This is a genomic window from Streptomyces sp. NPDC052114 (assembly GCF_040680155.1).
Taxonomy (GTDB): Bacteria; Actinomycetota; Actinomycetes; order Streptomycetales; family Streptomycetaceae; genus Streptomyces.
On sequence record NZ_JBFAWC010000003.1, the window covers coordinates 348380 to 372296 of the forward strand.

The window sequence follows — 23917 nt, forward strand, 5'->3', positions numbered from 1 at the left end:
AGACGGCGGCCAGGACCGCCGTACGCATACGCTTCAAGGGAATGCCAACTCTTCCACTGGGTCGGGTAATGCACCCAGCCTCTTCGGCACCTCGGGTCCTCAGTAGTCCCTTTCCGCTTATGTCCCCATAAGCGGCGCATTGGACTCCTGGAACAGCGCCTCCGAGCCCACCGGACGGAACCCCGCCGCCTGGAACACCCGCACGCTGCGCGCGTTGCCCGGCGACTGCTGCGCCCACACCACGTCGCCGTCCGGTACGAGATGCCGGGCCGCGCTCGCCAGCGCGCGCCCGAGCCCCCGGTGGCGTACGCCCTCGTCGACCTCGATCGCCGCCTCCCAGCGACCCGCGACGCCCCGGCCGATCACCAGCACGCCGCCGCCCGCGGACGACCACACCCGCACGTCGTCGCGCCGCTTGCGGGCCCGCGCGACGCGCGGGTGGTCCGGATCGTCGAGCGCGCGCAGGGCGAGGTCCGGGTCGGGGTCGCCCGGCAGCGCGGCGGCCACGGTGAGCAGGTCGATGGTGTCGGTCGTGCGCCCGGTCCGGTCCAGGAACGCGGTGAGGAAGCGCGGGTTCATGGTGGCCGCGAGCGGATCGCCGCCGAGGGAGTCGAGCGTGGCCCGCACCCACGCGGGGTCCTCGTCGGTGAAGACGACGGAGTGCGCCGTGAAGGCGATCACGCCCGCGTCGCGGTGGCTCGGCTGCGGCACGACGGTCGTCCTGCCGTCCGGCGGAGGGAAGTCGCCGCGGGCCGCCGCCGCCAAGAGGGTGCCGAGCGCGTCGGAGGTGCTGGCCATGGGCGTACTCCTGGTGAATCCGGTCCCGGGACGGCCGTTACCCTAACCCCCGTCAGTACTGCACCAAGAAGGGGTGGATCCGGTGGCGGACATCGAGGAAGCGCGCAAGACGTTCGACCAGTTCGACGCGGACGGCGACGGCTTCATCACGGCGGCCGAGTGGAAGAGCGCCATGGCCAAGATGGGCGACTTCTACCAGACCGAGGCGGTGGCCGAGGCCGTGATCAGCGCGAAGGACACCAACGCCGACAAGCGTCTCTCCTTCGACGAGTTCTGGGCGAGCCTGAACAAGTAGTCGAAGCGGGTGAGGGGCCCGGCGCACGCGGTGCGCCGGGCCCTTTCGGCTGCCCCGCCCATCCCCTCAGCGGCGGGCCCGCACGCTCCACCGGCCGTCCCTGCGCTCCAGCCGCACGGGGTGGTCGAAGCACTTGGTGACCTGGTCGCCCGTGAGGACGTCGTCGACGGCGCCGGAGGCCAGCGCGCGGCCGTCGCGCAGGAGCAGCGCGTGCGTCGTGCCGGCGGGCAGCTCCTCCAGGTGGTGCGTGACCAGGACCGTGGCCAGCTCGGGGTGGGCCTCGCGCAGCATGTCCAGGCTGTCGAGGAGGCGTTCGCGGCCGGCGAGGTCGAGGCCGGTGGCCGGTTCGTCGAGGAGGACCAGGCGGGGCCTCGGCATCAGGGAACGCGCGATCAGGGTGCGGCCGCGCTCGCCCTGGGAGAGCGTGGGCCAGCGCGCTTGCGTGCGGTGGGCGAGCCCGAGCAGGGCGATCAGACGGTCGGCCTGGGCCTCCTGCTCGGGGGTCGGCCGCCACCGCGGCACCGGTTCGACGCTGTTGGTGAGCCCGGTCAGGACGACCTCGCGGACCGGCAGCGGCGAGCGCAGCGGGTGGCGCGGGTTCACATGGCCGACGTAGGACCGCAGTTCGCGCAGGTCGACCGTGCCCAGGCGGCGGCCGAGCACCTCGACCGTGCCGTGCGTGGGGTGGGTGATGGCACCGCAGAGGCCGAGCAGGGTCGACTTGCCCGCGCCGTTCGCGCCGAGCAGCGCCCAGTGCTCGCCGGGGCGGACGGTGAGAGTGACCTCGTCGAGGATGGCGCGCCCGTCGCGGACGACGGTGACGTCGTCCGCGTGCAGCACGGGGGCGGGGGGCTCCGGGGTCATCGGGCGACCCCAGCGTGGTCCGCGGCGCCCTCGTGGGTCGCGGCAGCCGCCCGGTCCGCGGCACTCGCCCGGTTCACGGCGGCGAGCACGGCGTGCACCGAGGCCGTCAGGACCGAGGTGTCCAGGCCCGCGCCCCAGCGGACCGTGTCGCCGACCCGGCACCGGGCGTACGCGGCGGCCTCGCTGCCCGCGCCCTCCGCGACCGCGTGCTCGGCGTGGTCGAGGACGTCGACGGCGACCCCGGCGGCGGCCAGGGCGTCGACGAAGGCGGACAGGGGGCCGTTGCCGACGCCCTCGAAGTCCCCCGCCTTCTCGCCCGCCTGGAGCGTGCAGACGAAACGGTGCGCGCCGTCCGGGGCCCGGTCGGTGGTCCACGGGCCCAGCACCACCTCGCCGTCCCGTCCGGGCGTCACGTACGTCGCCAGGAACAGCTCGTACAGCTCCCGCGCCGTCGCCTCCCGGCCGCTGTCGTCGGTGGTCTCCTGGACCACGCGCGAGAAGTCGGGCCGCAGGTCGCGCGGCAGGTCGAGGCCGTGCCGGGTCCGCAGGAGATACGCCGTGCCGCCCTTGCCCGACTGGGAGTTGACGCGGATGACGGCTTCGTAGGTGCGCCCGATGTCGGCGGGGTCGACGGGCAGGTACGGGACGTCCCAGGGGGCCTCGCGCTCGGGCACCCCCAGCTCGGCCGCCCGGCGCGTGTGGTGGGCGAGTCCCTTGCTGATGGCGTCCTGGTGGGTGCCGGAGAACGCGGTGTGGACGAGGTCGCCCGCGTAGGGGTGGCGGGGGTGCACGGGCAGCCGGTTGCAGTGCTCGACGACCTCGCGGACGGCGTCGATGTCGGAGAGGTCGACCATGGGGTCGACGCCTTGGGCGTAGAGGTTGAGGGCGAGGGTGACCAGGTCGACGTTGCCGGTGCGCTCGCCGTTGCCGAACAGACAGCCCTCGACGCGTTGCGCGCCCGCGAGGACGGCGAGCTCGGCGCAGGCGACGCCGGTGCCGCGGTCGTTGTGGGGGTGGACGGAGAGGAGGACGGAGTCGCGGCGGGCGAGGTGCCGGTGCAGGTACTCGATCTGGTCGGCGTACACGTTCGGCGTGGCGATCTCGACCGTCGCCGGCAGGTTGTGGGTGACCGGGCGGTCGGGGCTCGCGTCCCACAACTCGGTGAGCCCGTCGCAGAGTTCGAGCACGTAGTCGGGCTCGGTCAGGTTGAACGTCTCGGGCGAGAACTGGAAGCGGATGTCGGCCCGCGGCCGCCCCTCGGCGAGGCGCGCCATGTGGACGGCGGCCTCCCTGGCGACCTCGCGCACCTCGGCGCGCGACCGCCCGAGGACGACGTCGCGCCAGACGGGCGAGGTGGGGATGTAGAGGTGCACGACGGCGCGCGGCAGCCCCTCGATCGACGCGAAGGTGCGGTCGATGAGTTCGGGTTTGGCGGGGGTGAACACGACGACGGTCACGTCGTCGGGCAGCGCGTCGCCGCCGGGCCCGCCACGTCCGCCGCGGCCACCGCCTCCGCCGGGCCCGCCGCGCTCGGCCAGCTGCCGCACGAAGTCGAAGTCGGCCCGGCTGGCCGACGGATAGCCGACCTCGATCTCCTTGAACCCCATCGAGACCAGCAGCTCGAAGAAGCGCCGCTTGCGGTCGGGGTCCATGGGCTCGGCGAGCGCCTGGTTGCCGTCGCGCAGATCGACGGGCACCCACAGCGGAGCGCGCTCGATCCGCGCGCCCGGCCAGCTCCGCTCCAGGGCGGGGACGTGCACCCGATCCTGATACGGACGGTAACGGTGGTGCGGCATGGGGCCGGGGCGCTGGGGATTCCAGTCGTACGTGGGTGAGGTCGCGGTGGTCATGCGGTTCTGCTCCTGGGCGGGCTCGGTCCGGCGGGCTCGGTCGGGAGACCGGCAGCACGGCACCCCGCGGCGGGGTGCCGGTCGCTTCAGGCCCCGCCGCGGCAGCCGAGGAGAAGGAGACCGCGGAAGATCATGGGGGTCACAGTAGCCACACCTCAGGTCCTCAGACAAGTACTCCTCAGACAAGTACTCCTCGGAGGAGCACTCCTCTGACAAGTGACTCTGAGACACTGCGGGCAGTTGTCGGACACGTACCTGTCGGACAAGTACCGCCCCCGCTCCCCTCCCCAGTTCCCCGAATCCCCGAATCCCCGAAAGGCCCCCGATGCCCCTCGGCTCCGTACGCCCCAGCCCGCTGGTCGAACAGGCCGCCGCCCGCCTGCGCGAGCAGATCACCGGCGGTCACTGGCCCGTCGGCACGAAGCTGCCCGGCGAGACGACACTGGCCAAGGAGCTGGGCGTGGGACGCTCCACGGTCCGCGAGGCCCTGCGCGCGCTCACCGGGGCCGGTCTGGTGCGGCCCCGGCAGGGCGCCGGCGTCTTCGTCGTCGCCACGGAACCGGTCGCCGACTGGCCGACGCGGCTGCGGCGGGCGGCGGTCACCGATGTGTACGAGGTGCGGATGCTGGTGGAGGTGCAGGCGGCGCGGCTCGCGGCGCTGCGCCGCACCGAGGAGGACGTCGTCGCGATGCGGGCCGCGCTGGCGGGCCGCAAGGCGGCGGCCGCCGGGGGCGACGCGGAGTTCGTCGACGCCGACATCGCCCTGCACGCGGCCGTCGTGGCGGCGGCGCGCAACCCCGTGCTGACGGACCTGTTCGCGGAGTTCATGCCCGCGCTGCGACAGGGCCTGATCGACCTGCTCGAACTCACCGACGTACGCGCCGAGGAGGAGAACCACGGGGACGCGGCCCACACCGCGCTCGTACGGGCCGTCGAGGCGATGGACGCGGAGGAGGCGGCGCGGGTGGCGCAGAACGAGCTCCAGGAGACGCTCCGCATGCTGCTCACCCAGGACTGACGCACCCCTCGCCCCTTGCAGGCGACGCCACACCACGCCATGCCGTGTCCCGCCCCGCGCACTCCGGCGTCCCCCTATCCGAACTCGTCCGCGACCACCTTCGCCGCGCCCGCGAGCAGCGCGTCCTTCGGGCGGGCGCCGCGCCCCGGGCGGTCCGTCATGACGGCCAGGACGAGTGGGTCGGCGTCGCGTCCGGACGGCCAGACGACGGCGATGTCGTTGGCCCGGCCCCAGTTGCCGGTGCCGGTCTTGTCCGCCACCCTCCACCCCGTGGGCAGCCCGGCGCGGATGCGGGTGGCGCCGACGGGCGCGGCGTTGTGCAGCAACCAGTCCTTGAGCAGGGCCCGCTTCTCGGCGCTCAGCGCGTCGCCGAGGACGAGTGCGCGGTAGTCGGCGGCGATCGCGCGGGGCGTGGTGGTGTCGCGGGGGTCCTTGGGCGGTACGTCGTTCAGTTCGGGTTCGTAGCTGTCCATGCGGCTGACGGTGTCGCCGAGTCCGCGCAGGTAGGTGGTGAGGCGCCGGGGGCCGCCGATGTCGCGCATCAGCAGGTTGCCCGCGGTGCCGTCGCTGTGCCGGACCGCGGCGTCGCACAGCTGCCGGACGGTCATGCCGGTGTCGATGTGCTTCTCGGTGACCGGCGAGATGGAGTCGACGTCGGCCGCGGTGTAGGTGACGCGCTCGTCGAGGTGGGCGAGCGGGTGGTGGTGCAGGACGGCCGCCGCGGCGAGCGCCTTGAAGGTGGAGCAGAACGCGAAGCGTTCGTCCGCGCGGTGCGTGAGCGTGGCGCCGGTCCCGGTGGCCAGGGCGAAGACGCCGAGGCGCCCGCCGTGTTCGCGCTCCAGGGCCGCGAACCTCCCTTTGAGACGCGAACTGTCCGGGGACGGCGCGGGGTCGGCGGAGCCCCGGCCCGGCGCCGCCGAGGAACCCTCCGCCGAGGGCCGCCCGGACTCCGCGCGGTCCTGCCCGCCGCACGCGGCCAGCGGCCCGAGCACCGCCGCCGTGAGCAGGGCGCGGCGCGAGGGGACGGCCGCCCGGCCGGTGCGCCGCGTCACGAGGCGCCTCCGGCGGGCGTGAGGGCCTCCTGCATCGCAGGTCCGTCGACGTAGGAGTGCTTCTCCTTCACCAGACCACCCTCGACGAGGACGTAGTCCACGAGGTCGACGGAGAACTGCGGGCCCGACGCGGACGTCCCGGACAGCTGCCACTGGACGACCCAGAAGTCCTCCCCCGTGCGCAGCGACACGCGCGTGAAGGCGAGGTCGGGCACGAGCGCGAACATGCCGGCCGCCGCGTCGCGCACGCAGTCCCTGCCGCGCACCGGCCGCTGGCCCGCGTGCAGGTGGAACACCGAGTCCGCCGTGTGGAGCTCGGCGATCCGGTCCGGGTCCCGCGCCTCCCAACAGGAGTGATAGCGCTCGAACAGGTCACGGGTGCGGGCGGTCATCGGCGGCCTCCGGTCCAAGGGGTCCTGGGGAGTTCGGACAGACTGCATGCAACGTGCCGAGCGCGACGTACGTCAAGATCGCCCGACATACGCCGAGATGCCTCGCGTGTCGGGGGCGCCGCCGCGTCACTCCGCCCCGTCACCCCCGCCGGCGCCCCCGCCCCCGCCTCCGGCGAAGACGCCGTTGCCCTCGCCGTCGCCGTACAGCCGCGCCGAGGCGTCCACGTGCGCGAGCCTGCGCAGCGCGTTGAGCACCGCCTCGCCGAGCACGGTGCCGATCACCACGCTCTCCACGCGGTCCTCGACCGCGACGTGGCGGTCGACGTATCCGAGGTCGGCGCGGGCGACGACTTCGGCGGCTTCGGCGTACTCGTCGAGGAGCTCCGCGAACGCGCCGTGCCCCACGCGGGACATGGCGGCCAGCGCCCGCGACAGCTCCTCGGCGGCGGGGTTCGACTCGTCCGCGCGCCAGCCGCGCCGCGCGATCAGCCCGGCGACGGCGGCGCGCGCGGCGGTCGCCTCCGCGTCGTCGTCGGCGCGCCCCTGGACGCCGAGGCGCTGCGCGGCCTCGCCGAGCACCTTGTGCAGGGTGCGGCCGGGGTCGTCGACGGCGCCGAGCACCTCCGCGATCGCGGCGACCTTGAGGCCGCCGACCTCCAAAAGGGCCCGAATCAACCGAAGTCGGCGTTCGTGCGTCTCGTCGTAGTGCGCCTGGTTGGGGCTGCTCAACTCGCCCTGCGACAGCAGCCCTTCTCGTACGTAGTACTTGATCGTCGGCACCGGCACACCGGTCCTGCGGCTCAACTCGCCAATACGCACGGTCTGTCCACGCTCCCGTTCCTCGTCGTCATCCCTTGCCAACCCCCCGACCCATCATAGATAGTGGCGCTATCGGATAGCAGATAGTTCCACTATCTGCTCTGGTTCTCCCTCCGTGCACCTGACGCACGCAACCGACCGCAGATGAGATGAGGGGACACCCATGTCCTTATGGCGTTCATGGCACCGCCCGCTGGTGCTGTTCTCCGCCTCGATGGCCGCGCTCGCCGTCGTGTCCGCGGTGGGACTCGTGGTCGACGACCGGGTCCTGGTCGGCGCGCGGATCTGGTTCAAACCGTTCAAGTTCTCGGTCTCGTTCATCGCGTACGGACTCTCGCTCGCCTGGATGCTGTCCCTGCTCGACCGCGGCCGCCGCGTCGGCTGGTGGGCGGGCACCGTGGTCGCGGCGGCGAGCGCGGTCGAGATGCTGATCATCACCGGACAGGTGGTGCGCGGGAAGCGCAGCCACTTCAACCACCAGACGCCGCTCGACGAGGCCCTGTTCAACGCGATGGCCGTCACCGTCGTCGTCCTCTGGCTCGCCACGCTCGCCATCGCGGTCCTGCTGCTGCGCGCCAGGATCGCCGACCGCGCCTCCGCGTGGGCGATGCGCTGCGGCATCGCGCTGGCCCTCGCCGGTGCCGCCGTCGGCTTCCTGATGACGCAGCCGGCCCCCGGCCAGGTGCGCGGCACGTCCTCGGTGGTCGGCGCGCACAGCGTCGGCGTGCCCGACGGCGGCCCCTCCATGCCCCTGACCGGCTGGTCCACCACCGGCGGCGACCTGCGCATCCCGCACTTCTTCGGCATGCACGCGCTGCAACTGCTCCCGCTGCTGCTGATGACCCTGATGGCGCTCGCGCCCCGCTACGCCCGCCTCGCCGACGCCCGCGTGCGCCTGCGGCTCGTCCTGGTGGCGTCGGGCGCGTACGCGGCGGTCTTCGCCCTGCTCACCTGGCAGGCACTGCGCGGACAGCCGCTGATCCACCCGGACGCCGGGACGCTGACGGCCGCGGGCCTGATCGCCGCCGCCACGGCGGCGGGAGCGTACGGCGCGCTCCGCTCCCCGCTCACCGCTCCCGCCCGCGCCAAGGACGCCGAGACGCCCGCGGAGAAGGAGCTCACCCCGTGACCGGATTCCTCTTCGAGCTCTCCTTCTGGCTGGCCGCACCCGTCTGGCTGCTCATGATCCTCGCCCCGTCCTGGGGCCCGACCGCCCGCATCGCCGCCTCCCCCCTGACCGTCGTCCCCACCCTCCTGGTCTACCTCGCCCTCGCCCTGCCCGTCCTGCCGGAACTGTGGGCCACGGTGCGCAGCCCCGACCTCGACGGATTCCGCGACCTGACGGCCCTCGCCGACGGCGCGGGCGCGATCTGGGCGCAGGTCATCGCCTGGGACCTCCTCCTCGGACAGTGGATGTTCCGGGAGGCGCGTCGACTCGGCGTACACCCGCTCGTGACGGGGCCGCTGCTCGTCCTCACCATCCTGCTCTCGCCGTTCGCGCTGCTGCTGTTCCTGCCGCTGCGGGCGATCCTCAGCCGGCGGCGCGCAGCCGGCCGGCTCGCCGGTACTGCCGCGCACCCTCAGCCATCAGGTACGCCGTGATTCCGCTGCCGCGACGGGAATACCCCACCCTTTCCGGAGGTTGCCTCCGTTACGACAGTGGACCTCCGAAAGGGCAGTCATGAAGATCGGCATCATCGGCGCGGGGAACATCGGCGGCAACCTCACCCGCCGCCTCGCCTCTCTCGGCCACGACGTCTCCGTCGCGAACTCGCGCGGTCCGCACACCCTGACCGCCCTCGCCGAGGAGACCGGCGCGACGCCCGTCCCCGTCGCGGAGGCCGCGCGCGGCGCGCAGGTCGTCGTCGTGACGATCCCGCTCAAGGCCGTCCCCGACCTGCCCGCCGGCTTCCTCGACGGCGCGGCGGAGAACGTCGCCGTCATCGACACCGGCAACTATTACCCGCAGCAGCGGGACGGGAGGATCGCCGAGATCGAGGAGGGCCTGACCGAGAGCCGCTGGACGGAGCGGCAGATCGGCCACTCCGTCATCAAGGCCTTCAACGGCACCTACGCCCAGGACATCCTCGACAAGCCCCTGCCCAAGGGCGCCCCGGGCCGCGTCGCCCTGCCGGTGTCCGGCGACGACGAGGCCGCCAAGAAGGTCGTACGGGACCTCATCGACGAGCTCGGCTTCGACACCGTCGACAACGGCGGGCAGGACGACTCCTGGCGTCAGCAGCCCGGAACTCCCGTGTACGGCAACGCCGGTGACGTCGCGGAGATCCGCAAGGCCCTGGACGCGGCCTCGCCGGAGCGCACGGCGGACTGGCGCGCCTGAACCCTCGGCACGTCAGGGCGTGGCCCACTCCCGCAGCGCGTCCTCGCTCGCGAAGTCGGCCACGTTCTTGTCCAGCGGCGTCGACGTGTGCTGATGGATCGTCCACTTCGCCTTGATGCGCGGCTTGCCCGCCGTCACGTAGTCGGCGATCCACAGCCCGTCGCCCGCATAGGACGTCACATCGTGGTTCAACCAGAAATCGCGATTACAATAGAGAAGCACCTTATGTCCGGGTCGTAACCTTTTGACCTCCCGGATGAAGCGGTCCTTCTCCGCGTTGCTCGCGCGCGTGCCCTCCCCCGTCCGCTCCCAGTCCACCGCCAGCAGATCCCCCGCCTTCTCCGGCGCCTTGCCCACGAAGTACTCCGCCTGGGCCGTGATGTTCCCCGGCCACAGGAAGTGGTAGAAGCCGACCACGCAGCCGCCGTCGCGGGCGCGCTTCGTCTGGGCGGTGAGTTTCGGGTTGATGTACGAACGGCCTTCCGTCGCCTTGATGATGACGAAGGAGAGGCCGTCCGTGCTGAAGGTCGACTGATGCGAGCTGACGTCGATGCCACGGATCATGGGCGGACTCCGGGGGGTGGGGGGACAGCACGTTCCCGAGCTGCCCCTTTGTGGTGCCCGGTGTCAGCCGTGGCCAACCGTCAACCATCCAGGGTTCAACGGAAGATGCCCGTGTGCCCGAGCGAATAGCGGCCCGGCTGCGGGTAGACGGCGAGGCCGTGCGGGCCCTTGCCGACGGGGATGCGGGCCAGCTGGACGCCGGTGCGGGTGTCGATGGCGTACACCTCGGAGTCGTAACGCCCGGAAAGCCAGAGGGTGTTGCCGTCCGCCGAGACGCCGCCCATGTCGGGGCTGCCGCCCTGCGGGAGCTTCCACTTCTTGGTGAGGCGGTTCTTCGGGAAGTCGAAGACGGAGATGGTGCCCTCGCCCCGGTTGGAGATGTACATCTCCTTGGAGTCACGGCTGACGTAGAGGCCGTGGCAGCCCTTGCCGGTGGGCAGCAGCTTCGGGGTCGTGAACTTCTCCCCGTCCAGGACCCACATGCCGTGGGCCATCATGTCGGCGATGTAGAACGTCTTGCCGTCGGGGGACATCTTCACGTCCTGCGGCATGGCTCCCTCGAAGGGGATCTTCTGCTGGCCGACGACCTCCATCTTCTCGGTGTCGACCTTGAGGAGTTCGCCGGAGAACTCGCAGGAGACGATGAAGTAGCGGCCGTCCATGGAGAAGTCGGCGTGGTTGACGCCGGCGCAGGTGACGGGGACGGTCTTGACCCGGTTCATGGTCTTGGGGTCCCGGAAGACCAGTTCGCGGTCCATGGAGGCCATGACCACGGCGTACTTGCCGTTCGGCGTGAAGTAGAGGTTGTAGGGGTCGGACACCTCGACGGTCCGGCCGGTCTTGCCGGTGACGGGGTCGAGCGCGGTGAGGGAGTCCCCGAGGTCGTTGTTGACCCAGAGCGTCTTCATGTCCCAGGAGGGCACGACGTGCTGGGGCTGGTCGCCGACCGGGATCGTCTCGACGACCTCGAACGTCTTGGGGTCGATGACGGACACCGTGTCGGACTCGGTGTTGGGGACGTAGACGCGCGGCAGGAACTTCTTGGCCTCGGGCGTGAGCGCGTTGGGCCGGTCGGCGGCGTAGGCGTCCTTGGGGTCGAGGACGGGCGGCATGCCGGGCAGTCCGGGCGCGGCCTTGGGCGCCGCGGGCTTGCGGACGCCTTCGGTGCCGAGCGCCTCGTCGGCGCGCCCGCCGGTGCCGCCGCAGCCGGCGAGGGCGGCGAGGACGGCACCGGCGGCGAGGAGGGTCGCGGCGCGTGTGGTGAGGCCGGGGGTGAGGGGCATCAGGTCAGCAGCTCCGTGGTCGTGACGGCGCGCAGGCCGCGGCGTTCCAGTTCTTGCAGGACGGCGGGGAGCGCGGCGACCGTGTCCGCGTACCCGAAGTGCAGGCTCACCACGGATCCCTCGCGGATCTCGCCGGCGATGGTGCGGGTGATCGCCGGGGCGCCCGGCGAGGTGAAGTCGAGGGAGTCGACGTCGTACGAGAGGACGTGCGGGTAGCCCGCGCGGTGGGCGAGGCGTTCGACGAGGGGGGTGGCGCGCTGGGCGCGGGAGGGGCGGAACCAGGTGCCGATGGAGCCGGTGAGGCGGCGCAGGCGGTCCGCGCAGCCGGTGATCTCGGCGTAGGCGTCGGCCTCGGGCAGGGCGTTGACGTCGATGTGGTGGTGGGTGTGGTTGCCCAGGTCGTGGCCGCCGTCGAGGATGCGGCGGGCGAGGTCGGGGTGTTCGTCGAGCCAGGTGCCGACGGCGAGCACGGTGACCCGGGCTCCGGCCTTCTCCGCCTCGGTGAGCAGGGCCTTCGCGGTGGCGGGGTCGCCCTGGCCGTGGAAGGTGAGGGCGACCTGGGGGCGGGTGCGGGGGCCGTGGCTGATCTGCGCGGGCCGGCCGGGGATGCGGCGGGGCGCGGGGGCGGCGGCGGGGCGGGCCGGGCGGGGGGCGTGGGGCGCGGCGGGCCGGTCGCGCGGGGTGGCGGGGGCGTCGGTGGAGCAGCCGGTGGCGAGGGTGCCGAGGAGGGCGGTGCCGGTGCCCGCGGCGGCGAGCGTGGCCGCCCCGGTGCGCAGGACGTGGCGGCGGCCGGGCGGCGGGGTCTCGGCGGTGCGTTCCGGCGCGCCGTCCGCCACGCCTTCCCCGGCGCGTCCCGCCACGCGTCCCGCCGCGCGCTCCGCCGCGCGTCCCGTCGCACGTCCCGACGCGTGCTCCGTCGCGCGTCCCGTCGCGTGTTCCGTCACATGCTCGATCACCCGGCCATTTAATCCGTGAATAGGACGAATCAGGGTGATTGACCCGCTTCAGGACCTCCGCGCGTCAAGGCGTGACACCTCTCCCCCGAGCCCCCCAAGCCTTGCTTATCGCCTGTCACAGCCTCCGCTTAACCAGCGTTTACCAGGCAGGTGTCCCATCTCACCAAGGATTCACCTCTAAACTGTGACGCTTTGCCCGGCAATGTCCTGATAAGGACTTTTGGATCGCCGACGCCCGTCTGCCATAGTCGGGGACACGACCCCCATTGACCCGGGCTCAGGTCGTCATCAGCCGCCGCGGATACACCCCAAACGTCTGCGGCGCTTCACGAAAGCCCCCTCGTGCCGCACCTCGGCCCGCCGGGGGCTTTCGTGTACGTACGGACAGCCGCGCCTGCGTCCGTCAGCGGTCGGAGACCCGCATCTCGAACCACGTCGTCTTGCCGCGCGGCAGCAGATCCACGCCCCACCGGTCGGAGAGCTTGTCGACGAGGAAGAGGCCCCGGCCGCTCAGGTCCATCTCGTGGACGGGCATCAGACAGGGCAGCCCGCGCGAGGGGTCGCGCACCTCGACGCGGATCCAGCCGCGCCGCCGCTGCATGCGCAGCCCGAAGACGCGGGCGCCGGTGTGCCGCACGGCGTTCCCGACGAGTTCGGAGACGAGGAGGACGACGTCCTCGGTGAGCTTCGGGGAGAGCCCCCAGTGACGCAGGACGACGACCTGCGCGAGCCGGCGCGCGATGGCGGCGGATTCCGGGCGCGACGGCAGCGGCACCTCCGCGTCCGTCGGATTCCCGAACAACTCGAGTGCCTTGAGCGCGTGTTCGTCCTCAACCGCCGGCGACCAGCGCGCCGCGGTCGCACTCCCGTGCCGCCGCGACCGTTCGTCACCCTCCAGCCCCGCCATGCCCTCCATCATGGCCGCCCGGAGCGTCCTCCGGGGGCGTTCCCCAGGAATGAGCCCCCCGGAACCATCCGTTCCGGGGGGCCGGTTTGTCATATGCCAATGGCAGAAATGGGCGCGAAAAGCGCCTCTGACCTGCGATGACCGTCCGCTTGGAGCGGATCACCCAAGGCCCGGGAGCAGGCTGACTTGAGCCTTTCTCACGTTGGCGTCAAACCGCTCCTTCGGGGGACAGCGGAGCTGACGCGCGTTCAACTGCAATTGCAGGGAAGGTAGTTCGGATGGCCGTTCAGAGGAACTTGGCCTTGCCCGGACCCTCCTCGACGAAGCTCCGCATGCCCCGCTCGCGGTCCTCCGTGGCGAAGAGACCCGCGAACCAGGTGCGCTCGATGGCGAGCCCGGTGTCGAGGTCGGTCTGCAGCCCCGTGTCGATCGACTCCTTGGCGGCACGCAGCGCGATGGCCGGGCCCTGCGCGAGCCGCGCGGCCCACGCGTGCGCCTGCTCGTAGACCTCGGCGGCCGGCACGACGCGGTCCACCAGGCCGATGGCGAGCGCCTCGTCGGCCTTGACCTGGCGGCCGGTGAAGATGAGGTCCTTGGCCTTGGACGGGCCGACCAGACGGGCCAGGCGCTGGGTGCCGCCCGCGCCGGGGATCAGACCGAGCAGGATCTCGGGCTGGCCGAGCTTGGCGTTGTCGGCGGCGATGCGGAAGTCCGCGCAGAGCGCCAGCTCGCAACCGCCGCCGAGGGCATAGCCGTTGACGGCGGCGACGACGGGCTTGGGGATGCGGGCGACCGCGGTGAAGGAGTCCTGCAGGGCCCCGGAGCGCGCGATCATCGCCGCGTGGTCCATCACCTGCATCTCCTTGATGTCCGCGCCGGCCGCGAACACCTTCTCGCCGCCGTGGATCACCACGGCCCGCACGTCGTCGCGGCGGGTGGCCTCGGCGGCCAGCTCCTTGAGGCGGTCCTGGGTGGCGATGTCCAGGGCGTTCATCGGGGGACGGTCGAGTCGGATCGTGCCGACGCCTTCGTCGACTTCGAGGTGTGCAGTCATGACAGGCACGTTAGCGGGGGTTAACGCCGGGAGGCCCGGTGCACTTGGTCACAGTGCGCCGGGCCTCTCGGAAAGGGACGGCCGTCGGGCCGTGGCAGGGCCTAGGCCTTCCACTCGTCCCACGGCATGTTCCAGCCGTTGTAGCCGTTCTCCGGCTGGATCTTCTTGTCGGCGGAGTTCTTCACGACGACCAGGTCGCCGATCATGGAGTTCTCGAAGAACCAGCCCGCGGGCGTCTTCTTGCTGTAGCCGCCGCGTACGTCGCTCAGGCCTATGCAGCCGTGGCTGGCGTTGGTGTTGCCGAAGGCGCCGCCCGACCAGTAGTTGCCGTGGATGAACGTGCCGGAGGTGGACAGCCGCATCGCGTGCGGGACGTCCTTGATGTCGTACTCGCCGCCGAAGCCGACCGTGTCGCCGTTCATCCGGGTCACCTTGAGCTTCTCGCTGATGACCATCTCGCCGTTGTACGTCGTGGTGCCGGGGGCACCCGCCGTGATCGGGATCTTCTTGATCTGCTTGCCGTCGCGGACGACCTTCATCTGGTGCGTCTTGGCGTCGACGGTGGAGACCTGGCTGCGGCCGATGGTGAAGTCCAGGGTCTTGTTCTGCTTGCCGTAGACGCCCGGCCGGCCCTCGACGCCGTCGAGGTTGAGCTTGACGGTGACCTTCGTGCCGGCCTTCCAGTACTTCTCCGGGCGGAAGTCGAGGCGGTCGTTGCCGAACCAGTGGCCCTCGACGGGCACCGACGGCTCGGTCTTGATCTCGATGGCCTTCTCCACGGCCTCCGGGTCGGTGATGCCGCGCGTGAAGTTGACCGAGAACGGCATCCCGACGCCGACCTTCGAACCGTCCTCCGGGTTGAACTGGCCGATGAAGGTGTTCTTCGGGGTCAGCGTCGTGAAGGCGGTGTCCTTGGCGGAGGCGCGGCCCTCGGAGTCCTTGGCCACCGCGTGGACCTTGTACTTCGTGGCGGCCGCGAGGTGGTGCGCGGGCGTCCAGCTGGCGCCGCCGGAGGTGATCCGGCCGGGGACGGGGTTGCCCTTGCTGTCCTCGACCTTGACCTCGGAGAGCTTGCCCTTGTCTGCGGATATCTTCAGGGCGCCGCTGGTGGCCACCGCGTCCGCGCCGTCCTTGGGGGCTATGGTCACCACGGCCGCCGAGGGGGCGTTCTCGTCGGCCTTGCCCTTGCCGTCGCCGCCCGAGTCCGAGCCGCCTCCCCCGCATGCCGCGACGAGCAGCAGCGCCGCCCCCGACGCCACCGCCGCCGCCAGATTCCGCGCCCCGCCGCGCCCCGCGCGCCCGCGCGCGCCAACCGACGTCCCCGGTATCGGTCGCCCGTTCAAGATGTCGTCTCCCCTCGCACGGCCTGGTCCAGGCCCGCACCCCAGTGCACCTGCGCGTTTCGGACACGCGCAAGCGATAGATAACCACACGGTGCCGGGGGGTGAGTCCCCGCCAATGTCACCGTTCGGTCCCAACTGCCCCGGGGGTGCGGGCAGACCATGATCACCTGGTGGTCGTCGGCCGGCCACCGGGGGATCACCCGCCGATCACCTGGCGATCTCCGGTGGGATCAGCCGTTCTTGACCCAGTCCTTCCATTCCATGTTCCAGCCGCCGAGGCCGTTGTCAGGAGCGACCTTCTTGTCATCGCTGTTGACCACCTCGACGACGTCGCCGATGAGGCTCCGGTCGAAGAACCAGCCCGCGGGCGTCTGTGAGCTGCCGCCCTTCACATCGCGCAGGCCCACGCAGCCATGACTGACATTCGTATTGCCAGGAGCGTCCGGGGACCAGTAGTTGCCGTGCAGGAAGGTGCCGGAGGTCGTCAGGCGCATCGCGTGCGGCACGTCCGGGATGTCGTACTCGCCGCCGAAGCCGACGGTGCGGCTGTTCATGCGCGTCACCTCCAGCATCTCCGTCACCACCATCTTTCCGTTGTACGTGGTGGTCTTCGGGGCGCCGGCGGTGATCGGCACGGTGGAGATCAGCTCGCCGTCGCGGCGCACTTCCATGGTGTGCGCGGCGGCGTCGACCAGGGATTCCTGGTGGCGGCCGACGGTGAACGAGAAGCTCTTGTCCTGGAGGCCGTAGACGCCGGGGGCGGCCTGGACGTCGCGCAGGCGCAGGCCGACGGTGACCTCGGTGCCGGGCTTCCAGTACTTCTCCGGGCGGAAGTCGACGCGGGACTTGCCGAACCAGTGCGGACGGATCTCGACGTCCGGGTGCGCGGTGACGTGGATGGCGCGCTGGACGGCGGCGCGGTTCTCGATCTCCCGGTTGAACTCCAGGGAGACGATCATGCCGGTGCCGACCGTGGCGCGGTTCTCCGGCGTCACGTAGCCGATGAAGCGCTCGTCGGGGACGTACGTACGGAAGGTCGTGTGCCGGGCGGAGCGGCGGCCGTGGCCGTCCAGGGCGACGGCGTCGACCTTGTACGTGGCGGCGAGCGCGAGGGGGCCCTCGTCCAGGGGCCGCCAGGACATGCCGTCCTCGTCGATGCGGCCCGGCACCTCGAACTCCTGCGCGTCCTGCGTCCGGACGACCTTCACCGACTCCAGGCGGCCGTCGGGGACCTTCACCTCCAGGCGTTCGTCGGCTCTGACGCCCTTGCTGTCGTCGTCGGGCGACACGCGGATCGCGTCCGCGGGCGACCGCGGCTTCCCGAGGAATCCGTCGAGTCCTCCGCCGGAGCAGCCCGCCGCCCCGGCCATGAGGCCTGCCCATGTCAGTACGGCGGCCAGCGCGGCCCCTGCGCGCCGTGCGCGCCTCGCAACCTGTCTCACGTGGGTCCCAACGACCGTCCCCCGCTTGGGGAAACGTGAGTGCGAGGCACCCGGTGGGCAGAACACTGGGTGAGGACGACGTTTGGGGAGCCGCGGCCGGGACGCCGTACGCCCTTCTTCGCGCGTCGACCGACGGAGCCGCAGGAGGCCGACAGGTGTCGAGCGCACCCGAGCAAGGGGCAGTGCAGCAGCCGCGGACGCGGGGACGGAGCGCGTCCGGACGTGTCGTCCCCACGGCGAACGGAAGCAGGCGGGCCGCGCCCCGCGCGGCGCCGGCGCGGCCGGTGTGGCCGGGTGCGCCGACGCCGCTGGGGGCCCGCTTCAGGGTCGGTCCCGACGGTGTGGCGGGGACCAACTTCGCGCTGTGGGCGGGCGGTGCGGAGGCGGTCGAGCTGTGCCTGTTCGACGCGGAGGGCGTCGAGACGCGCTGTCGGCTGACCGAGCTGACGCATGAGATCTGGCACGGATTCGTGCCGGACGTGCGCCCCGGGCAGCGGTACGGATACCGGGTGCACGGCCGCTGGGACCCGTGGACGGGCGCCCGCTGGAACCCGGCGAAGCTGCTCCTCGATCCGTACGCGCGCGCGGTGGACGGCGGTCCGGGCAACGACTACGGCAGGCTGCCCGCCGAGGTGTACGGGCATGTGCGCGACTGGCCCCAGCAGCAGGTGGCGGACACCGTGCGCGACGACCGGGACTCGGCGCCGTACGTCCCCAAGGGCGTGGTCGTGCACGACGACGCGCCCGACGACGAGTGGAGCGACGACCGGCGCCCCAAGACGCCGTGGGCGGACTCGGTCATCTACGAACTGCACGTGCGCGGCTTCACCAGGCTGCATCCGGGGATCCCGGAGGAACTGCGCGGCACGTACGCCGGGTTGGCGCACCCGGCGGCGCTCGACCATCTCGTCCGGCTCGGGGTGACGGCCGTCGAGCTGCTTCCGGTGCACCAGTTCGCGCACGAGGACCATCTGCTGCGCCGGGGCCTGCGCAACTACTGGGGCTACAACTCGATCGGCTACTTCGCCCCGCACGCGGCGTACGCGGCGTCGGGGACCACCGGCCAACAGGTGGGCGAGTTCCGGCGGATGGTGCGGGCGCTGCACGAGGCGGGCATCGAGGTCATCCTCGACGTGGTCTACAACCACACGGCCGAGGCCGGCGAGCTGGGCCCGATGCTGTCCTTCAAGGGCATCGACAACCGCGGCTACTACCGGCTGCGGGAGAACGACGCGCGGCGGTACGCGGACTACACCGGCTGCGGGAACACCCTCCAGGTCGTCCAGCCGCACGTGCTGCGCCTGATCACGGACTCGCTGCGGTACTGGGTCACGGAGATGGGCGTGGACGGCTTCCGCTTCGACCTGGCGGCGGCGCTCGCGCGCTCGTTCCACGACGTCGACATGCTCTCGCCGTTCCTCGCGGTGATCGCGCAGGATCCGGTCCTGCGGCGCGTGAAGCTGATCGCCGAGCCGTGGGACGTGGGGTCGGGGGGCTATCAGGTGGGGGCGTTCCCGCCGCTGTGGACGGAGTGGAACGACCGCTACCGGGGTGCTGTGCGGGACTTCTGGCGGGGCGCGCTGCCGGACGTACGGGATCTGGGGTACCGGCTCTCGGGGTCGAGCGATCTGTACGCGTGGGGCGGGCGCAGGCCGTACGCGTCGGTGAACTTCGTGACGGCGCACGACGGTTTCACGCTGCGGGACCTCGTGAGCTACGAGCGCAAGCACAACGAGGCCAACGGCGAGGGCAACCGGGACGGCTCCGACGACAACCGCTCCTGGAACTGCGGCGCCGAGGGCGAGAGCGACGACGAGGCGGTCGGGGCGCTGCGCCGGCGTCAGCTGCGCAACCTGATGACGACGCTGCTGCTGTCCACGGGCGTGCCGATGCTGGTCGCGGGCGACGAGATGGGGCGTACGCAGCGCGGGTCCAACAACGCGTACTGCCAGGACAACGAGATCAGCTGGGTCGACTGGGGGCTCAAGGACGAGCCGGGGTGGCGGGAGCTGTGCGCGCTCACGGCACGGCTGATCGAGCTGCGGCACCGCCATCCGGTGCTGCGGCGCCGGGCGTTCTTCTCGGGGCGGGCGCACTCGGCGGACGGGCTGCGGGACCTGGCGTGGTTCACGCCGCGCGGCGCGGAGATGACGGAGGCGGACTGGTACGCGCCGACGGCGACGCTCGGGATGTATCTCTCGGGGCGCGACATTCCCGGCCGTGACGCGCGGGGCGCGCAGGTCGTCGACGACAGCTTCCTCGCGGTGCTGCACGCGGCGGAGGGTCCGGTGAGCTTCGTGCTGCCGGGGCCGCCGTGGGCCGAGGCGTACGAGGTCGTCGTGGACACGGCCCTGGAGGACCAGGCGGCGCCGCCGCCCACCGTGCATCCGGCCGGGGGCGCGGTGACGGTGGGCGGGCGCTCGGTGGTGCTGTTGCGGGTCGCCGACGGCTGAGGTGCTGTCACGGGGTGGCGACGGCTGAGGTGCTGTCGCGGGTCGCCGGTGGCCGGCGGGGCGGCCGTTTCTGGTCCGGACCTGACTCTTGCCCCCGACCTGGAGGCACCCCAAGCTCACCTTATGGACCTGGAGTTGCGGCACCTGAAGACGATCCGGGCGATCGCCGAAGCGGGCAGCCTGACCAAGGCCGCCACCGCGCTCGGGCTCGCCCAGCCCGCGCTGAGCGCGCAGTTGAAGAGGATCGAGCGCGCTCTGGGAGGGGAGCTCTTCGAACGGGGGCGGCACGGTGTACGGGCCACCGCCCTCGGCGAGTTCGTGCTCGCGCGGGCCCGTGTCGTGCTCCCGGCGGTCAGCGGGCTCAAGGAGGAGGCGCGGCGGTTCGCGCAGACGTGGGAGGGCGGGGCCGGGTTCCGGCTCGGCGGCATCCACGGGCCGCTGCTCGGCGCGCTGGTGGACCGGCTGGCCGCCGCGCACCCGGGAGTGCCGGTGACGACGCACACCTCGTGGTCGGAGCGGGAGATCGCGGCGCGCACGGCGGACGGGCGCCTGGACTTCGCGCTGGTCGGCACGTGCGGGGCGAGCCGGCCGCCGGAGAACGAGCTCCTGGTGTGGCGCGAGGTGGCCCGTGACCCCGTCTTCGTCATGCTGCCCACCGGTCATCCACTGGCCGACTGCCAGGAGATCGACCTGGCGCTGCTCGCGGGCGAGGCGTGGACGGACGTGCCGGGCGACGGCTGTTTCGCGGACTGCTTCAGCGCGGCGTGCGCCCGCGCCGGGTTCACGCCGACGCGGGTGTACGAGACGGATGTCGCCTCGTGCGTCCATCTGGTGCAGGTGGGGCGGGCGGTGGGGCTGTGCCGGGCGACGTTCCCGCCGACGCCGGGCCTGGTGACGCGGCCGCTCGCGGGGGCGCCGCTGTACTGGCGGCATCTGCTGGGCTGGCATCCCGCGGCCCCGGCGCACGACACGGCGGCGGCGGTGTTCGCCCAGGCGCGCGCCGCGCACGCGGAGGCCGCGGCCCGCAGCGAGAGCTACACGGCCTGGCTCGCCGAACCGTCGCCGCCACAGTCCTGACACGTGTCGGCGGCGGGCACACCGGAATGCGCCGGTCCGGCTTCCATAACGCCGTGTACCGGGGTCGACTGACAGCTTCTGAGGGGCAGTTGAGGCTTCTACGGTGTGGGCGATCCCCGCTCGTCCCTGGTACACCGAGGAGACCTCGCATGCTCCCCACCCACCACAGACGCGTCACCGCGGCGTGTGCCGCGTTCGCCGCGGCCGGTGCGCTGGTCCTCGCCGGTCTGTCCGGCACCGCGTCGGCACAGACCGACCCCTCCGCCTCCCCGTCCCTCTCCCCCGCCGAGAGCGCCGCCGTCTCCAAGACCTCTCCCGGAGTCTTGCAGGCCATGCAGCGCGACCTCGGCCTCACGTCGGCGCAGGCCAAGGCCCGTCTGGTCAACGAGGCCGAGGCCGGCGCCGTCGCGGGCTCGCTGCACCAGGCGCTCGGCGGCACGTTCGCCGGCGCCTGGGTGCACGGCACCACCTCCGACCGGCTCACCGTGGCCACCACCGACGCCGCCGAGGTCCCCGCGATCGAGGCGCGGGGCGCCCGGGCGAAGGTCGTGCGCCACACCACCGCCCAGCTGGACGCCGCGAAGGCGAAGCTGGACCGGGCGGCCGAGCGGACGGCGACGCGGGACGCGCCCGTCTGGTACGTCGACGTGCGCTCCAACGCGGTCGTGGTGCGGGCCGTCAAGGCCTCCGCCGCCGACCGTCTCGTCGCGGCGGCGGGCGTGGACTCCTCGCTCGTCCGCGTGGCGAAGGCCAAGGAACGGCCGCGCCCCTTCTACGACCTCGTGGGCGGCGAGGCGTACTACATGGGCGGCGGCCGCTGCTCGATCGGCTTCCCGATCACCAAGGGCACCCAGCAGGGCTTCGCGACGGCGGGCCACTGCGGGCGCGCGGGCACCGCGACGAGCGGCTACAACCAGGTGGCCCAGGGCACGTTCCAGGCATCCATCTTCCCTGGCCGGGACATGGCCTGGGTCGCCACCAACTCGCAGTGGACCGCCACCCCGTACGTGAAGGGCCAGGGCGGCCAGCGGATCGGCGTCGGGGGCTCCACGCAGTCCCCGGTGGGTGCGTCGATCTGCCGGTCCGGCTCCACTACGGGGTGGCACTGCGGGACGATCTCGCAGCACAACACCAGCGTCACCTATCCCGAGGGCACCATCAGCGGCGTGACCAGGACGACGGTCTGCGCCGAGCCGGGCGACTCGGGCGGCTCCTACATCTCCGGGAGCCAGGCGCAGGGGGTCACCTCGGGCGGTTCGGGCAACTGCTCCAGCGGCGGCGAGACCTTCCACCAGCCGATCAATCCGCTGCTCCAGCAGTACGGCCTGACGCTGAAGACGACGGGGGGCGGCGGCGACCCGGACCCCGGTGAGCCGGGCGGCACCTGGTCCGCGGGCAAGGTGTACGCCGCGGGCGACACGGTCACCTATGGCGGCTCGACCTACCGCTGCCTCCAGCCGCACCAGGCGCAGCCGGGCTGGGAGCCGCCGAACACGCCGGCGCTCTGGCAGCAGGCGTAGCCGGTCAGCCGAGGATGCCGCGGCTGTACGCCGTCGCGACGGCCGCGGCACGGTCGTTGACACCCAGCTTGCCGTAGATGTGGGTGAGATGGGTCTTGACCGTGGCCTCGCTGATGAAGAGTTCCGCGGCGATCGCGCGGTTCGACGTGCCCTTGGCGACGAGCGCGAGCACTTCCCTTTCCCGGGTGCTCAGCGGTTCGTTGCCGGGGGCGCGCACGCGTGAGACGAGGCGGGAGGCGACGGCGGGCGAGAGGACGGTGCGGCCCTCGGCGGCGGCGCGCACCGCGGTGAACAGCTCGTCGCGCGGGGCGTCCTTGAGCAGATAGCCGGTGGCGCCCGCCTCGATCGCGGGCAGCGTGTCGGAGTCCGTGTCGTAGGTGGTGAGGACCAGGACGCGGGCGCGGGCGCCGCGGCGGGTGAGCTCGGCGATCGCGTCGACGCCGCCCCCGCCGGGCATGCGCAGGTCCATCAGGACGACGTCCGGGTCGAGTTCGGCGGCCAGGGTCACGGCCTCGACGCCGTCGGACGCCTCGCCGAGCACCCGGAAGCCGGGGTCCGACTGGAACATGCCGCGCAGGCCGTCGCGGACGACGGGGTGGTCGTCCACGACGATGAGGGTGATCGGTTCAGGGCTCATGGCGCACCAACGGTACGCGAGCCGACACCGCGGTCCCGCCGCCCGGTTCCGACTCCACGGTGAGGGAGCCCGCGATGCGCTCGGCGCGGGCCCGCATGCCGCCGAGGCCGAAGCCGCCGGTGCCGGAGCGGGCGGGCAGGGAGCCCGGTGCGAAGCCGCGGCCGTCGTCGCGCACGTCCAGGGTGACCTCGTCGCCCATGAAGGACAGGGTGACGCCGAGGCGCGTGGCGGCGGCGTGCCAGGCGGTGTTGGACAGGGCTTCCTGGACGATGCGCAGGAGCGTCGCGGCGATCTCGTCGTGGAGGGGCTCGGCGGTGCCGGTGAGCGTGAAGTCGGCGCGGACGCCGGTGCGTTCGCCCCATTCGGCGACGGTCTTCTTCAGCGCCCCGGGGAGCGTGTCGTGCTCCAGGGCCGCCGGGGAGAGGTTGTGCACGGAGCGGCGGGCCTCGCCCAGGCTGTGCCGGGCCAGGGCGGCGGCGCGGCCGAGGTGTTCGCCGGCCAGCTCCCGGTCCTCGGTGCCCGCGACGACCTGGAGCTGGGCGATGATGCCGGTCAGGCCCTGGGCGATGGTGTCGTGGATTTCGGCGGCGAGGCGGCGGCGCTCGTCGGCGACGCCGGCCTCCCGCGCCTGGACCAGGAGCTGGGAGTGCAGCGCGGCGTTCTCGTCCAGGGCCTCCTGGAGCGCGGTGTTGGTGCGCTCCAGCTCGGCGATGGTGGCGGCCTGGGCGCGGGCGCGGTCGTCCTCCTGGGCGGCGAGGTGGGCGAAGACGCTGAGCAGCGCGGTGTTCACCGCGATCAGCCCGCCGAAGACGCTCCAGCCGAGTTCGCCGTCGGGCGGCAGTCCGCCGGACTGGGAGCCCGACATGGTGATCGCGGTGGCGAACAGGCAGGGCTTGACCAGGCGCGGGGGCACCAGCCGCTCGGCGCCGAAGTAGCCGACGACGGCGTAGAACGCGAAGAACGGGTTGATCCAGGTGAGGACGAAGGCGATCGCCCAGCGCAGGACGTAGTAGAGGATGCCCGCGGCCGAGGGGTCGGGCCGGGCGGGGGCGAGGGCGCCCCACCACAGCTGGAGGGCCACGGCCGCGGCGATCAGGGTCCAGGACACGAGCCAGTCGGCGCGGTCCATGCCGACGACGTCTCCGGTGGCGAGCCCCATGACGACGCTGAAGGCCAGGAGGGCGTAGGGGCCCCAGCGGTGGAAGACGGTCCAGCGCCGTTCGATGGCGGTGACGGCGTCGGTCGTACTCAT

23 protein-coding genes are annotated in these 23917 nt (G+C 72.3%); 8 read left to right on the forward strand and 15 right to left on the reverse strand.

Translation table 11 applies throughout. The features are described from left to right. Nucleotides 1-117 precede the first annotated feature (117 nt). A complete protein-coding gene (locus AB0L89_RS08495) occupies nt 118-798 on the reverse strand; it encodes a GNAT family N-acetyltransferase (RefSeq protein ID WP_365136375.1) in 681 nt (226 codons plus the stop codon). Between the two features lie 82 nt (nt 799-880). On the opposite strand from AB0L89_RS08495, the gene AB0L89_RS08500 reads away from it, so the two are divergent. Beyond that, entirely contained in the window at nt 881-1093 is a 213-nt protein-coding gene (locus AB0L89_RS08500; protein ID WP_055697866.1) for an EF-hand domain-containing protein, read from the forward strand. A gap of 66 nt (nt 1094-1159) precedes the next feature. Here AB0L89_RS08500 and AB0L89_RS08505 read toward each other — a convergent pair whose 3' ends face one another. Next, nucleotides 1160-1957: an ATP-binding cassette domain-containing protein gene (locus AB0L89_RS08505; protein WP_365136380.1), complete on the reverse strand. Its 798-nt coding sequence runs from the start codon at nt 1955-1957 to the stop codon at nt 1160-1162. Then, nucleotides 1954-3807: a 2-isopropylmalate synthase gene (gene leuA, locus AB0L89_RS08510; RefSeq protein ID WP_365136383.1), complete on the reverse strand. Its 1854-nt coding sequence runs from the start codon at nt 3805-3807 to the stop codon at nt 1954-1956. The genes AB0L89_RS08505 and leuA overlap by 4 nt, the downstream gene beginning before the upstream one ends. Before the next feature lie 325 nt (nt 3808-4132). On the opposite strand from leuA, the gene AB0L89_RS08515 reads away from it, so the two are divergent. Further along, on the forward strand, nt 4133-4825 hold the full coding sequence (locus tag AB0L89_RS08515; RefSeq protein WP_365136386.1) for an FCD domain-containing protein: 693 nt from the start codon (nt 4133-4135) through the stop codon (nt 4823-4825). Between the two features lie 74 nt (nt 4826-4899). On the opposite strand, the gene bla is transcribed toward AB0L89_RS08515, so the two are convergent. The 3 genes from bla to AB0L89_RS08530 form a co-directional block, all read right to left on the reverse strand. After that, nucleotides 4900-5877 carry a class A beta-lactamase gene (gene bla / locus AB0L89_RS08520; protein ID WP_365136389.1) on the reverse strand — a complete coding sequence of 326 codons (978 nt, stop codon included), beginning with the start codon at nt 5875-5877 and terminating at the stop codon, nt 4900-4902. Further along, the gene (locus tag AB0L89_RS08525) at nt 5874-6269 is read right to left on the reverse strand and encodes a nuclear transport factor 2 family protein (protein WP_365136392.1); all 396 of its coding nucleotides are present in this window, start codon (nt 6267-6269) and stop codon (nt 5874-5876) included. Before AB0L89_RS08525 ends, bla begins: the two co-directional genes overlap by 4 nt. Before the next feature lie 126 nt (nt 6270-6395). Beyond that, nucleotides 6396-7088 carry a MerR family transcriptional regulator gene (locus AB0L89_RS08530; protein WP_365136395.1) on the reverse strand — a complete coding sequence of 231 codons (693 nt, stop codon included), beginning with the start codon at nt 7086-7088 and terminating at the stop codon, nt 6396-6398. Nucleotides 7089-7251: 163 nt separating this feature from the next. Between AB0L89_RS08530 and AB0L89_RS08535 the strand changes: the two genes are divergently transcribed. From AB0L89_RS08535 to AB0L89_RS08545, 3 genes are all read left to right on the forward strand, one after another. Beyond that, nucleotides 7252-8217, forward strand: a complete 966-nt coding sequence (locus tag AB0L89_RS08535; protein ID WP_365136398.1) for a hypothetical protein — start codon at nt 7252-7254, stop codon at nt 8215-8217. Continuing rightward, a complete protein-coding gene (locus AB0L89_RS08540; protein WP_365136401.1) occupies nt 8214-8690 on the forward strand; it encodes an ABA4-like family protein in 477 nt (158 codons plus the stop codon). Before AB0L89_RS08535 ends, AB0L89_RS08540 begins: the two co-directional genes overlap by 4 nt. Nucleotides 8691-8769: 79 nt before the next feature. Beyond that, complete coding sequence (locus tag AB0L89_RS08545; protein WP_365136404.1) at nt 8770-9429, forward strand: NAD(P)-binding domain-containing protein; 660 nt, start codon at nt 8770-8772, stop codon at nt 9427-9429. A gap of 12 nt (nt 9430-9441) precedes the next feature. Here AB0L89_RS08545 and AB0L89_RS08550 read toward each other — a convergent pair whose 3' ends face one another. From AB0L89_RS08550 to AB0L89_RS08580, 7 genes are all read right to left on the reverse strand, one after another. Next, entirely contained in the window at nt 9442-9993 is a 552-nt protein-coding gene (locus AB0L89_RS08550) for a glycoside hydrolase family 25 protein (protein WP_365136407.1), read from the reverse strand. A 95-nt stretch (nt 9994-10088) separates the two neighbouring features. After that, nucleotides 10089-11276 carry a PQQ-binding-like beta-propeller repeat protein gene (locus AB0L89_RS08555; protein ID WP_365136410.1) on the reverse strand — a complete coding sequence of 396 codons (1188 nt, stop codon included), beginning with the start codon at nt 11274-11276 and terminating at the stop codon, nt 10089-10091. Continuing rightward, nucleotides 11276-12232, reverse strand: a complete 957-nt coding sequence (locus AB0L89_RS08560) for a polysaccharide deacetylase family protein (protein ID WP_365136413.1) — start codon at nt 12230-12232, stop codon at nt 11276-11278. Before AB0L89_RS08560 ends, AB0L89_RS08555 begins: the two co-directional genes overlap by 1 nt. Nucleotides 12233-12635: 403 nt before the next feature. After that, nucleotides 12636-13139: an ATP-binding protein gene (locus AB0L89_RS08565; protein WP_365136416.1), complete on the reverse strand. Its 504-nt coding sequence runs from the start codon at nt 13137-13139 to the stop codon at nt 12636-12638. A 286-nt stretch (nt 13140-13425) separates the two neighbouring features. Then, nucleotides 13426-14193: an enoyl-CoA hydratase-related protein gene (locus AB0L89_RS08570; RefSeq protein ID WP_365136419.1), complete on the reverse strand. Its 768-nt coding sequence runs from the start codon at nt 14191-14193 to the stop codon at nt 13426-13428. Between the two features lie 101 nt (nt 14194-14294). Further along, on the reverse strand, nt 14295-15536 hold the full coding sequence (locus AB0L89_RS08575; protein ID WP_365136422.1) for an Ig-like domain-containing protein: 1242 nt from the start codon (nt 15534-15536) through the stop codon (nt 14295-14297). 230 nt (nt 15537-15766) lie between these two features. Continuing rightward, nucleotides 15767-16906, reverse strand: a complete 1140-nt coding sequence (locus AB0L89_RS08580; protein WP_365136425.1) for an Ig-like domain-containing protein — start codon at nt 16904-16906, stop codon at nt 15767-15769. A gap of 227 nt (nt 16907-17133) precedes the next feature. Between AB0L89_RS08580 and glgX the strand changes: the two genes are divergently transcribed. From glgX to AB0L89_RS08595, 3 genes are all read left to right on the forward strand, one after another. Beyond that, the gene (gene glgX, locus AB0L89_RS08585) at nt 17134-19431 is read left to right on the forward strand and encodes a glycogen debranching protein GlgX (RefSeq protein WP_365136428.1); all 2298 of its coding nucleotides are present in this window, start codon (nt 17134-17136) and stop codon (nt 19429-19431) included. A gap of 123 nt (nt 19432-19554) precedes the next feature. Further along, nucleotides 19555-20508, forward strand: a complete 954-nt coding sequence (locus tag AB0L89_RS08590) for a LysR family transcriptional regulator (protein WP_365136431.1) — start codon at nt 19555-19557, stop codon at nt 20506-20508. 149 nt (nt 20509-20657) lie between these two features. After that, nucleotides 20658-22028 carry a carbohydrate-binding protein gene (locus AB0L89_RS08595; protein ID WP_365136434.1) on the forward strand — a complete coding sequence of 457 codons (1371 nt, stop codon included), beginning with the start codon at nt 20658-20660 and terminating at the stop codon, nt 22026-22028. Between the two features lie 4 nt (nt 22029-22032). Here AB0L89_RS08595 and AB0L89_RS08600 read toward each other — a convergent pair whose 3' ends face one another. Beyond that, nucleotides 22033-22665 carry a response regulator transcription factor gene (locus AB0L89_RS08600; protein ID WP_365136437.1) on the reverse strand — a complete coding sequence of 211 codons (633 nt, stop codon included), beginning with the start codon at nt 22663-22665 and terminating at the stop codon, nt 22033-22035. Beyond that, complete coding sequence (locus AB0L89_RS08605; RefSeq protein WP_365136439.1) at nt 22655-23917, reverse strand: sensor histidine kinase; 1263 nt, start codon at nt 23915-23917, stop codon at nt 22655-22657. Before AB0L89_RS08605 ends, AB0L89_RS08600 begins: the two co-directional genes overlap by 11 nt.